Annotated in this window: 9 protein-coding genes; 6 read left to right on the top strand and 3 right to left on the bottom strand. The window is 62.0% G+C overall.

The window, feature by feature from the left end:
• Positions 1-108: 108 nt before the first annotated feature.
• Entirely contained in the window at positions 109-792 is a 684-nt protein-coding gene (locus AC6H4Z_RS21310) for a hypothetical protein (RefSeq protein ID WP_497543983.1), read from the top strand.
• Positions 793-872: 80 nt separating this feature from the next.
• Here AC6H4Z_RS21310 and AC6H4Z_RS21305 read toward each other — a convergent pair whose 3' ends face one another.
• Positions 873-1,868, bottom strand: coding sequence for a dienelactone hydrolase family protein (locus tag AC6H4Z_RS21305; RefSeq protein ID WP_497543982.1), 996 nt, complete (start codon positions 1,866-1,868; stop codon positions 873-875).
• Between the two features lie 201 nt (positions 1,869-2,069).
• On the opposite strand from AC6H4Z_RS21305, the gene AC6H4Z_RS21300 reads away from it, so the two are divergent.
• Positions 2,070-3,992 (top strand): ABC transporter ATP-binding protein, encoded by a 1,923-nt coding sequence (locus AC6H4Z_RS21300; RefSeq protein WP_497543981.1) that lies wholly within the window; start codon positions 2,070-2,072, stop codon positions 3,990-3,992.
• Between the two features lie 58 nt (positions 3,993-4,050).
• Here AC6H4Z_RS21300 and AC6H4Z_RS21295 read toward each other — a convergent pair whose 3' ends face one another.
• Both AC6H4Z_RS21295 and AC6H4Z_RS21290 read right to left on the bottom strand, forming a co-directional pair.
• The gene (locus AC6H4Z_RS21295; protein WP_497543980.1) at positions 4,051-4,563 is read right to left on the bottom strand and encodes an FKBP-type peptidyl-prolyl cis-trans isomerase; all 513 of its coding nucleotides are present in this window, start codon (positions 4,561-4,563) and stop codon (positions 4,051-4,053) included.
• Positions 4,564-4,631: 68 nt separating this feature from the next.
• Positions 4,632-6,794, bottom strand: a complete 2,163-nt coding sequence (locus tag AC6H4Z_RS21290; protein ID WP_497543979.1) for a prolyl oligopeptidase family serine peptidase — start codon at positions 6,792-6,794, stop codon at positions 4,632-4,634.
• Between the two features lie 184 nt (positions 6,795-6,978).
• Between AC6H4Z_RS21290 and AC6H4Z_RS21285 the strand changes: the two genes are divergently transcribed.
• The 4 genes from AC6H4Z_RS21285 (at position 6,979) to AC6H4Z_RS21270 (ending at position 12,512) form a co-directional block, all read left to right on the top strand.
• A complete protein-coding gene (locus tag AC6H4Z_RS21285) occupies positions 6,979-8,376 on the top strand; it encodes an LVIVD repeat-containing protein (RefSeq protein WP_497543978.1) in 1,398 nt (465 codons plus the stop codon).
• Positions 8,373-8,858 (top strand): hypothetical protein, encoded by a 486-nt coding sequence (locus AC6H4Z_RS21280; protein WP_497543977.1) that lies wholly within the window; start codon positions 8,373-8,375, stop codon positions 8,856-8,858. The genes AC6H4Z_RS21285 and AC6H4Z_RS21280 overlap by 4 nt, the downstream gene beginning before the upstream one ends.
• Before the next feature lie 8 nt (positions 8,859-8,866).
• Positions 8,867-10,675 (top strand): multicopper oxidase family protein, encoded by a 1,809-nt coding sequence (locus tag AC6H4Z_RS21275; RefSeq protein WP_497543976.1) that lies wholly within the window; start codon positions 8,867-8,869, stop codon positions 10,673-10,675.
• 139 nt (positions 10,676-10,814) lie between these two features.
• Positions 10,815-12,512, top strand: coding sequence for a carboxypeptidase-like regulatory domain-containing protein (locus tag AC6H4Z_RS21270; RefSeq protein ID WP_497543975.1), 1,698 nt, complete (start codon positions 10,815-10,817; stop codon positions 12,510-12,512).
• Positions 12,513-12,516: the final 4 nt, after the last annotated feature.

The raw sequence follows: 12,516 nt of genomic DNA, 5'->3' as shown, positions 1-12,516 counted from the left end.
CCGAAGATAGCAAACTCCTTTCATTCTCCGGTCGCTCTCCGATGGCACGATGCCGATTCGGTGAGGTATAGTTATGCGCACCCCACTTTCTCAATCGAGAGGATCATCATGCGTCGCGTATACGTTTCCGCGCTTGCGGTCGCAGCAATCACGCTCGTGCCGGCGATTGGCCGCGCACAGGAAGATGCGAATCGCAAAGTCGCTGGCGGTGGCATCACGGTTCAGGGCTGGGCAGGTAAGGCCGACGGCACGGCCTCGGTCGCAGACGCCAAGCTCACTAAGGAAGGCGACGGCTTCCACGTCGTCACGGGTCCGGCGGTCACGTACTGGAATCCGGCGAACAAGGCGAGCGGCGACTACACCGTGAAGGCAAAGTTCACGGAGCCGAAGTACATGTCGCTCAACGATCACCCGCACCCGTACGGCATCGTGATCGCCGGCAACGACCTCGGCACCGATCAGCAGAGCCTGTTGTACTGCGAAGCCTATGGCGATGGCCGCTTCATCGTTCGCGGCTTTGGTCCGGCATCGTTCAAGCCGAATGGTCGTGGCGAAGCGAACGCGGCGATCAACAAGGCAGCGGGCAAGGATCAGCCGGTGACGCAGGAAATCGCGATGTCGGTGAAGGGCGACAAGGTGACGTGTTCGGTCAACGGCACGGTCGTCGGCACGTACGAAAAGGCGTCGCTCGTTGGAGACGGCAAGCTCAAGTCGACGGATGGCGTGTACGGCTTCCGCTTCGCCCACAACACCGAAGGCACGGTGACCGGCCTGACGGTGACGAAGCCGTAATCGATCCACGTACGGCTAAGAACGAAACGAGGCGGAGAGCTGAATAGCTCTCCGCCTCATTCGTTCTCAGGACCTGAAGATTACTTCAGTCCGAGATTCTTCTTGAGGAAAGCGACGGTGATTGGCCAGCCGTCTTTCGTCGCTGCGAGATTGGCCTGTTCTTCGGCCTCATCGCGCGTCGGCGCCTTCGGATCGTCCTGCGCGCGCAGGAAGCCGTGTACCGCGCCCTCGTAGTTCTTGCCCATGTAGTTCTTGCCGAGCGCCTTCATCATCGAGTCGAGCGCAGGCATGGTGGCGCCGATGCGTGCGTCCTTCGATCCGCTCAGTAGGACGACCGGCGTCTTGATCTTCATCAACGAATCGGCGATCGGCAGTGCGGGCGCGCCCTCGAGGCCCGGCTTCGTGTACGGAAGTCCGTAGAACGCCACGCCGCCGGCAAAGCCCTTGGTGCCGCCGTTGATTGCGTGCATGAACACCGTCTGTCCGCCCCAACAGTAGCCGATCACGGCGTACTTCTGGTCGGCTGACGGCTGCGACATCGCGAAGTTCGCCGCTGCGCTGACGCCCTTGTTTCGCTCGGCCGCGTTGACGCCGCTGATAATCTTGCGGGCGGAGTCGGCGGAAAGCTCATCGGCACTCGGACCGCCGCGAACGCGTGAGTTCAAGTCGGGCGCGATGGCGATGAATCCTTCGGCGGCAACCTGGTCGGCAACGCCGCGCACCCAGGTGGATAGTCCGAAGATTTCGTGGACGACGACGACGACCGGCGTCTTTGCGCGCGACGTCGTCGGGTAGACGATGAACGCCATGAGCGAGTCCTTCGAACCCGGCTCCCACGCGATCTTCACCCACTCGGAATGGCGCGGACTCGCTTTGAGGCGAGCGGGCGCCGTGTTGTTGCTGGGCGGAAGATTCGCGGCGCCTTGCGACGTCGACGCGGCGCTAGCGGACATCGGCGCTGCGCGGTCCGCCATGGACATATGGGCCGTGTGGTCGTCCATGGGCAACTGACGATGACACGCGGCGACTGCGCCGCCGAGAATGCCGGCTGTGGCAATACTACGAACGAAGGACATAAAGGCTCCAATCGAGCGAGGGCGTTGAGTGTGGCGTCGACCTCAGCGGCGATGCCAGGCTAGAGAATAGGCCGCCGGTAGAATTCGCGGAAGGCCGAGATAGTTCGGCGGCGGTGCAGCGATCGGCGCGCCGGTGGCAGCAAACGGTCGCGTTTCGCCAGAGGGCTGGCGTGTAAGAACTCACGTCATCATCGTGCGTCGATGCGGCCACCCCGTTCGTCCCGTCAGCGGTATCAGGCTTTCGTCGAAGACTACAAGCACCGGCGTCTGGATGCGGTTGCCGAGGCTGCCGACAAGCCAAAACAGTTGGAGAACGGAACGTCCATCGGCGGTGACGAGAAGCCTTCGAAGCGCCGGCAGTATTTGCGCGCGTACCTTCGCTGGCTGTGGCCACACCGTTTCGCGATCGGCGCGGTGTTTCTGCTCGCCCTGCTCGCCGCCGGTATGGAGATGGTCGAGCCGCTGTTCATGCGATTCATCGTCGATCGTGTGTTGTTGAACACGAAGCTCGATACGGCCCAGCGGCTGAGTCGCCTGCACGTGGGTGGCGCGACGTTTCTCGCGGTGATCGTGATCGCGAGTCTCACCAATGTGCTCAAGGACTACCGTCAGCGATTGCTCAACGTGCGGGTGATGCTGTCGCTGCGTCGGTCGTTGTTCGATCGGCTGCTACATCTGCCGCTGCCGCGTCTCTGGGAAATGAAGACCGGCGGCATTCTGTCGCGCCTCACCGGTGACGTCGATACGACCACTGGGTTGCTACAGATGGCAGTGGTGTCGCCGTCGGTCTCCGTGATTCGACTGGCGATTTCCGTCGGCATTCTGCTGACGATGAATTGGCGGCTCGCGCTCACGGCCCTGGCGATCATTCCGGGTGTCGTGGTCGTGAGTTTCACCGTTGCGCGACGCGTGCGTCCGATCTATCGCTCCGTGCGAAAGGACGCCGAGCAGATCGACGGACGCGTGGGCGAGACGTTTTCCGGCATTCGCGTTGTCCGCGCGTTCCGTCGTGAAAAGCGCGAGCTGCTGGAGTACATGGGCGGCCGGCACACGGTGCTTCGCAAAGAGTTGTTCGCGCATCGTCGCGAGCTGCTGCTCTGGACGTCGTGGGGACTGCTGCTCAGCGGCGTGAACGTCGTGATCGTGTGGTACGGCGGGTGGTTGAACATCGCCGGACGCGCGTCGGTCGGCGATATCATGGCTTTCCAGTGGTACACCTTCCTGCTGCTCAATCCTGTCTGGAACATCGTCAACTCATTTTCCGAGTTGCAGCGATCGCTGGCCGCCATGGAGCGAGTGTTTGAAGTATTGGCGATGGACGCCGACAAGCCGGACAAGGTCGACGCGCAGGAAGCGCCGCGCATGTTGAATGAGCTTCGATTCGAGAACGTCGAGTTCGAATATCGAGAAGGTCGCCCGGTGGTTCTCGATTTCAGCGTCACGGTGCCCGGCGGCTCGGTGATCGCGCTCGTGGGTCGCAGCGGGGCGGGGAAGACGACCGTCACCGATCTCGTCGCCCGCTTTCACGATCCAACGAAGGGGCGCATTCTGCTCAACGGCGCCGACATTCGCGACTTCCGTCTGCGAACGTACCGCGACCTGCTCGCCATCGTGCAGCAGGAGGTTTTCCTGTTCGACGGCTCGGTACGCGACAACATCGCCTACGGTCGTCACGACGCCACTGATGAAGCAGTCGAAGACGCGGCTCGCCGCGCGAACGCGCACGAGTTCATCGAAAAACTGCCGGAAGGCTACGACACCTTCATTGGCGAGCGCGGTGTGAAATTGTCTGGCGGACAGTGTCAGCGGCTGGCGATTGCGCGTGCGGTGCTCGCGTCGCCTCAGATTCTCATCCTCGACGAAGCGACGAGTAACCTCGACACGGAGAGCGAGCAGTTGATTCAAGCGTCGATGTCGTCGCTGCTCGCCGGACGCACGACCTTCGTGATCGCGCATCGGCTTTCGACGATCCGTCGTGCCGACATGATTCTGCTACTCGAGGAGGGCCGTGTCGTGGAGCGCGGCACGCACGACGAGCTCATGACGGCGCGCGGCGCCTATCATGAGATGGTGCAGCGCCAGATGGAGTCGATGGCGCGCGGGGCGGAGACGGCGTGGCAATAGCTACGAGAACGGAGAGCCGATGCGGCTCTCCGTCTCACCAGTTCTCCGTCGCGAAGTCCTACTGTGTGCTTACAACGCTCACATCGAACACGAGCGTCGCGTTCGACGGAATGACGAGTCGGCCCGACGCGTCGTACTGCGGATTCGGACCGTAGCCAAGGTTGGACCCGATCACGAGGCGACGCTTGCCGCCGGCGCGCATTCCGACGATGCCGACGTCCCAGCCGGTGATCACCTGTGCACCCTGAAGCGTAAAGGTGAACGCCGTCTTGCCAACGCTCGTGTCGAACTGCGTGCCGTTGGCGAGCCAGCCGGTGTAATTGACCGTCAGCTGCTTGCCGGGACTGACCTGCGTACCGGTCCCGACCGTGATGTCCTGGTAGTAGAGATCGTCCGACAGCTTCGTCATCTGCGAAATGTTCACGCCAAGCGCGGTCGCGTACGTCTCCGTAGCGGGAACCGACGGCGTTCCGTAGTCGGGCTCGCTGGTGCTGAGGCACGCCGTTGCGGACAGTGCAAGGACGAGCGCGGCAGCCGCGTTACGGCGGCCGAGAGAGAGGCGAAGGGACACGAATTGTCTCGGGATACTGGTAAGGAAGGTTCCCAAATGTACACCTCGACCTGAGCGGAAGTTCGCGATCACGGTACTGCGGCCGCTGGCCGCATTCCCGTATTCCACGCGGTAAACGCCCACACATCGGCCGCTTGGGCGATTCGCTTGTCCGTGGGCATGTACCCGTGACTCGTGTTCGTCTCCACGCGAATCAACGTAGGGCGATTGCAATTCTGCGCTGCCTGGAGCGCCGCGACGAACTTGTACGAATGGCCCGGCACCACGCGATCATCGTGATCTGCGGTCGTGACGATCGTCGCCGGATAGCAGGTGCCCGGCTTCACATTGTGCACCGGCGAGTACTTCGCAATCGTCCGAAACTGCGCTGAATCGCTCGACGACCCGTATTCGGCCACCCAGCCAATGCCCGCGCTGAACTTGTCGTACCGCAGCATGTCCATCACGCCCGCGCCGGGATACGCGACGGCAAAGAGGTCAGGGCGCTGCTCCTCCACGGCTCCAACGAGCAGGCCGCCGTTCGAGTAGCCGTGAATCGCCAGGTGGGCAGGAGAGGTGTATTTCTGATTCTCTAAATACTCCGCCGCGGCAATGAAGTCATCGAACACGTTCTGCTTCTTTGCCAGCATGCCGGCGCGATGCCATGCGTCGCCGTACTCACCGCCGCCGCGAATGTTGGCCATGGCGTAGACGCCGCCATGCTGCAGCCAGACCGCGACGTTCGAGCTGAAGCCCGGCGTATTGCTGATGTTGAAGCCACCGTACGCCTCTAACACGGTCGGATGCGAGCCGTCGAGCTTCAGCCCTTTTCGCGCGGTGATGAACATCGGCACGCGCGTTCCATCCTTCGACGTGTAGAACACTTGCTTCGTCTCGTACGGGCTTGCGTCGAACGGAACCTTAGGCGGCTGGAACGCGACGCTCGTGCTGGTCTTGAAGTCGTACCGAAACACCGTCGATGGATTCAGGTACGACGTGAATGCGTAGAACAATTCGGGGGTATCGTTGCGCGATGACACACCGCCAACGGTGCCGATACCCGGCAACGAGATGTCGCCGAGTGCTTTGCCGTCGGAGCCGAACATGCGCAGACGACTCTTCACGTCTTCGAGGGTCAGCGTCACCACGCGACGTCCGGCCATGGCAGAACTCTCGATCACGTCCTTGCCCTCTGGCACGACGACACGCCAGTGTGCGCGTGCCGTGTCGGCGAGCGTGAGCGCGACGATCTTGCGCTTCGGCGCGTTGGCCGACGTCTGCAACAGCAACGTGTCGCCATTGTTGCCGATCGGGTAATACTCGGCGTCGTTGCCCATGTACACCGGGACGATCTTGGCGCCTATGTCAGGATGCTTTCCGTCCTTCATGTCGGCGACGAGCAGCAGGTTATTCGGCTCGGTGCCGTGATTCATCGTGATGGTGAGATAGCGGCCATCTTCGCTCACGCCCGCGCCGAGGTACCAGTCGGCGCGATCGGGGCGCTGGTAGATCATGCGGTCTTTACTGTCCGGCGTACCGACGACGTGATAGTAGATCTTGCCGTTGATGGCCTTCGCGGTGAGAACGGAGTCCTTGTGCGGCGTTGGATAACGAGTGTAGAAGAATCCCTTTCCGTCGTTCGTCCACTGTGTGCCGGAGTACTTGACCCAGTGCACCGTGTCCGCCGTCTCGCGCATGTCGGCGAGCGTGCGAATGTGGATTTCGCTCCAGTCGGAACCGCCCGAGGAGAGCGAGTAGGCGAGATACTTTCCGTCGGGGCTGGGCACGTAACCCGCGAGTGCCGTCGAGCCGTCCGCCGAGATCTTGTTCGGGTCGATGAGCAGCCGCGGCGCGCCATCGAGCGAGGTTTGTTCGAAGACAACGGATTGGTTTTGCAATCCGGTGTTCTTGCTGAAGTACAGTTTGCCGGCGACGCGAAACGGAACACTCACGCGCGGCACGTTGATCAATCTCGTAAGCTCGTCGCGGAACGTTGCGCGAAGCGGAATGGTCGCGAGATAGTCGAAGGTGACCTTGTTCTGAACATCGACCCAGTTCGCAACGTCCTTCGACTTTTGGTCTTCGAGCCAGCGGTATGGATCGGCGACACGGGTGCCGAAGTACGTGTCGGCGGTCGCTCCCTTCTGCGTCGCGGGATACTTGATCGGTGATTGGGCGATGGCCGGCGTGGCGAGGGCGGCGAAACACAGCGCGGCCGCGCAGGAACACCATTCTGGCATGGTCAGCGACATACCTGTCATCCGAAAGAGGAGACGGACAATGTCGCGTGGCCCGAGGAAAGCGCCATACCCCGGACATCACGTTAACAATTGGGTGGCGCCTTGCTCTGGTATGTGGCGGCCCTCATACTCCGTGATGCGGCGTTCTGCGATAGGATGGGGCGCCGCCGTCCATACATAAACGAGGAGTTTCGGAATGCGTCGAATCGCCGTCATCACGGCCGCGCTGGCAATCGGGTCCGTCGCGCGTGCCCAAGACCCTGGCGCCTCCGTCACCGCGTTCGACAAGAAGCGCGATGGCAGTGAAAAGATGCACATGGTCGCGCACGTTCCCGGCCACCCGGGTGCGTGGAAGGCAGCCGACATCGAGCTCGAGCAGGATCGCGACCGCCCGTATGTGTATCTGTGCGGCTTCGTCAACTTCGACGTTCAGATCTACGACATCCGCAATACAGCCGCGCCGAAGAAGATCTATGAATGGACCATCGAGAATCCCGAACTACACCGCGGGATTGGCGCGATGGACGGCAAGTACTTCAAGATTGGCAATAAGTACTACTACGCGCAGTCATACCAGTTCATGCAGGGAAGCCCCGACGCCGACCTCGGCGCCGTGATCTTCGACGTCACCGGTCTGCCCGACCCCACGAAAGTCAAAGTCGTTGCGCGCATCCGTTATCCGGCGTCGCCCGGCGGATTCCACAACACCTTCGCGTACAAGCATTCCGACGGCCGCGTTCTTTACTTCGCGACGATCAATCAGTCGAAGGCGCTGATCTACGATCTCGCAAAGGTCGTGAGTGGCGCACCGGAGAGCACATGGCTCATCGGTGACGTTCCGAACCCCACGCCGTTCAAGCAAATCGGCGGTGGCGGCTATCATGACTTCTACGTCGGCTACGACGTCGCGACGCGTCAGGACAAGTTCTATGGCGCTGGACTCGGCGGCTATTCGGTGTGGGACGTGACGAATCCGTCCGCGACGAAGCAGCTCTTCACGATCACGAGCCTCGGCATGGACGTCGCGCACACGTTCACGCCGTCGCCAGACGGCCGCTACGCCGTGGCAGAAACCGAATACCAGTACACGCCGCTCCGAATCTGGGACCTTGGTCCGGCGCAGCAGGGAAAGACGCAGAACATCGATCAACCGATCAGTGCCTGGACGGCGGATTGGCGCGACCTGTCGCACAATCACGAAGTACGCTGGCCATACGTGTTCGTGTCGGCGTACGAGGATGGCCTTCAGATCTTCAATCTCAAAGATCCGAAGAACCCGAAGACCGAAGGCCATTGGTTTACCTGCGAGTGCGAGCACGAGAAGGGCTTTGGCGGCACGCCTGACAACGGCTGGCAGGGAACGAGCGTGGAGCAGGGCGCGTTCGGCGTCGATGTGCGCAACTATGACGGATTGATCGTGCTGTCCGACATGCGCAGCGGCCTCTGGATGTTCAAGCTGGATGGATTCAACGGCTGGAATGGCAAGGATTACGGTATGCCGAACATCTCCAGCGTGCAGGACTTCGATCACGGTCCGGTGCCGACTGGCAAGCCAGTGGTTCCACACGATGAGGGAGGATCGTCGAAGCGGTGATCGCGCTTCGATGGGCCGGCCGAGCGCTGATTGTCGCGGCATTTGTCGCGACGACGCGCGCTGAGGGGCCATTCGACATTCCGCTGTTCAATACGCCAAAAGCACCAGCTGCGCAGGGGCATGCGCGGCTGGTGTTTGCGCAGTCGCCCTTCGGCGTCGCCGTTACCGCGGACGGTCATGCGAGTTACGACGTGCAGATCGACGCGGCTGGTTTGCCGGAACCCGCAGAACTCGGCACCTATAAAGCGTACGTCGCATGGGCCGTTTCGACGGATCTCAAAGCGTGGATTCGGCTCGGTGCGGTTTCCAACGGCAAGTCGACTGTCGGTCGTGCGGAACTGAACAAGTTCCTGCTCGTCATCAGCGCCGAAACGACCGCCACATCCAAGCACGCTGGACCAACGGTCCTTCACGGTACGTCACCGAGTGGGTGGCTGCAGTCGTTTCTGAGTCATCCGCTGTTCCGAGGCGTGCCGCCGTGATGCACAGTATGAGAATGCTCATCGCCGTCGCGTTGGCCGCACCGTCGATCCTGAACGCGCAGCAAAAGCCAAAGCCAGACACCGCAAAGAAGCCGGCGTCCATGCCGGGAATGCCCGGGATGCCTGGCATGGCAGGAATGCCGGGTATGGGCGCGACGCCGGCTCCGACGAAGAAGGGCGCGCCGAAAGTGACGGCGAAGACCGACACGACGGCGATGTCGATGAGCATGCCGATTCCAATGCCGGCGGGCATGCCGATGATTCCGGGACTGATGGGACTCGCGCCGGACATCGTGCCCTTTCTGCCTGGCGCCGGCGTCGACGTGAAGAAACTGCCCGCCGTCAAGCCGACGCGGGTCGCCCGGCTCAAGTCGGGCGATACGCTCGATCTCACGGCCACGCTCGTGCGACGGACGATCAAGGGAAAATCGTTCGCCATGTACGGTTTCAACGGACAGGTACCCGGTCCGCTCATTCGCGTCGCACAGAATTCGACCGTCACGATCCGCTTTCACAATCGCATCGATCTGTCGAGCACCGTGCATTGGCACGGCGTGCGCCTCGATAATCGATTCGACGGCGTTCCTGGGCTGACGCAGGACTCGGTGCCTCCGGGCGGCGACTTCACATACACCGTGCACTTTCCCGACGCGGGCATCTACTGGTATCACCCGCACGTTCGAGAAGACATCGAGCAGGCGATGGGGCTGTACGGCAACATGCTCGTCGATGCGCCGGAGCGTGATTACTACTCGCCCGTAAACGGCGAAGAGACGCTGATGTTGAGCGACATGCTCATCAACGGTGACACGCTGATTCCATTCGGCAAGGACGTTCCGTCGTACGCGCTGATGGGACGTGTTGGAAACATTCTCCTCGTCAACGGGGATCCGCGCTACACCCGTCGCGTGAAGAAGGGCGACGTCGTGCGCTTTTTCGTCACCAACGTGTCGAACTCTCGAACGTTCAACCTTTCATTCGGCGGAGCGCCGATCAAAGTCGTCGCGTCCGACGTCAGCCGGTTTGAACGCGAGGAACGGGTGCCGAGCGTCATTCTCGCTCCTGCGGAGCGGTATGTCGTCGAGGTGAAGTTCGATCGGCCCGGACGCTATGCGGTGGTCAACGCCATTCAGGCGATCAACCACTATGCGGGCGAATTCGAGCCAGAGGTCGATACGCTGGGTGCGATCACCGTCGACCCAACACCGGCATCGCCCGACTACAGCAAGCAGTTTGCGACGCTTCGATCGAACGCGGCGGTGTCGCGTGACATCGCCAACTTTCGACAGTACTTCGACCGGCCACCCGACAAGACGCTCACGCTGACCGTCGCGACCAATTCGCTGCCCCTCGCGACCGTGCAGTTCATGAACGTCGACACGGCGTATTTTGCGCCTGTCGAGTGGGTCGACGGCATGCCGGACATGAACTGGCTGTCGACGAGCCGTCAGGTTCGCTGGATTCTTCGCGATGCCGTTAGCGGAAAGGAGAACATGGACATCGACTGGCGCGTAGCGCGCGGGTCGGTTGTGAAATTACGGATCTTCAACGACCCCAAGTCGTTCCATCCGATGCAGCATCCGATTCACCTGCACGGGCAGCGTATGCTCGTCGTCTCGCGCGACGGCGTGGCGACGAAGAATCTGGTCTGGAAGGATACGGCGATCATTCCCGTCGGCTCGACGGTCGACCTCATCCTGGACGCCTCGAATCCAGGCGCGTGGATGCTGCACTGCCATATTGCCGAGCACATGGGGTCGGGGATGATGGCGATCATGCACGTCGATCCGGCGGCCGCTGGTAACAAACAGCCCTAGGCGCGAAGATCGCAACCGCAGGGCAGCCGTCGCTCTGAAGTCGGCTTGCGGGTGGAGTGACCGACCTCTGCTGGTCGCCTGCACGCGAATGTGATAGAATCGTCGAAATCGCCGTTCAACCGCTGAGCGTCACGCAACGATGCGCCGTCGCCTGCTTTCAAGACCGCTTGCCGCCGCCGTCGAGGGCCTGCTCCTCGTCGCGGCGACGCGTGCGTCGCTCAGTGCTCAGCGCGTTACCGGTGTCGTGCGTGACAGCGTAAGTGGCGAGCGAATCACGGGTGCAGTCATCACTCTACTCGACTCCACCGGTGCGTTCGTAACGCGCACGCTCGCTGACACGACCGGTGGCTTCGCTCTCGTTCGGTATCGAGAAGCACCGCGACTTAGCGTCATTCGGATCGGTTACGCACCGCGCGAGATCCACTTGGGGCCGACCGACAGCACCATCACTGTGTTGATGCGCGCGATCCCGGCGGCTCTATCGACGGTGACTGCCACGAGTCGACGCGTATGTCCAGGTGACAGTGCCGGCGGCCAGGCTTTGGAACTCTGGGAACAGGTTCGCTCGGGCTTGCTCGCGTCGGTCGTGTCCCGACAGTTGAACGCACCGCGAATCGGACTGATGTCGTTCCAAAGAACGCGCGACCCGATAAGAAAGCGCATCGACGATGAAACGCGCGAGTCGAAATTCATTGTGGCCGATCGCGCGTATGTCGCCGCGCGCCCCGCATGGGCGTTTGCCTACGATGGCTACATGCGCGAAGACGCGAGCGGTGGTCGCACGTACTATGCGCCCGACGAGGCGGTGCTACTCGACGAGACGTTCGCGAGTACGCACTGCTTGCGTGCCGTTGACGGAACTGGCGATCACAGAAATGACATCGGCCTCGGCTTCGAACCGATCGAGAGCGATGGCCGAGATACGCTCGTCGACGTCAAAGGCGTTCTCTGGGTCGATCGCGCCGTCCGCGGATTGCGCTCGCTCGAATACGAGTACACAGGCCTCGAGCGCGCCGCGCGCGGAAGCGGCGGTGAGCTGACGTTTCACGCAATGCCGAACGGCGCATTCATGATTCAGCGCTGGTTGATTCACTCGGCGATCATTGCGACCGACCTCGAACGCACGGCATTCGGCGTCATTCGCCGAATGCCGCCGCGCCCGGAGCGAGCAAACGTACGAGTCATCGGCTATTCGGAGACTGGCGGCGAGATAGGGTTTGCCGAATGGAGCAATGGACTCAAGTGGCGTGCACCCTATCCGCAGTATCGCGGCGTGGTCGTCGACAGCGCGCAACGCCCGGTAAGCGGTGTGATCGTGCAGCTCGCCAACCGGGCCTTCAACGATTCGGTCGTCACCGACAGTGCCGGTCGCTTCAACTTTCCGCCGGTGACGCTCGGTTTCTATCGGCTGTTCGTGACGGATAGCGTGCTCGCGTCGTACGGTTTTACGACCATGGTGCCGCGACAGATCATCCTCGGCCCCGAGGACGAGAACGTCACGCTTCAGGTGCGCTCGCGCGTCGAGCTATTGCGACAGGCGTGCGCGCGCGACGGCACGTACGCGCCAGGAACCGCGATCGTCTTCGGTCGCGTATTTGGCAACGACGGACTGCCCGCGACGGATGTGCCAGTCGATGCGTCGTGGCGCGAGGTGAGCGCCGACGCAAAGCGACGAGCGAATACGGATGATGGTGGGCGGTTCGTGATCTGCGGCGCGGCCCCCAACGCGGCCGTGGATCTCACTTCGGGGACTCGGCGTCAGAGCGCGGAGATCCATCTGGACGCGCTCAAGAGCGACGCTACCGGCGTGACTATCAGGCTCAGGCCTCGGCCGTAGCCGA

The organism is Leucogemmata humicola (assembly GCF_055379415.1).
The sequence above is the reverse complement of the archived record's forward strand: the minus strand, read 5'-3'. Positions and strand labels throughout refer to the sequence as shown.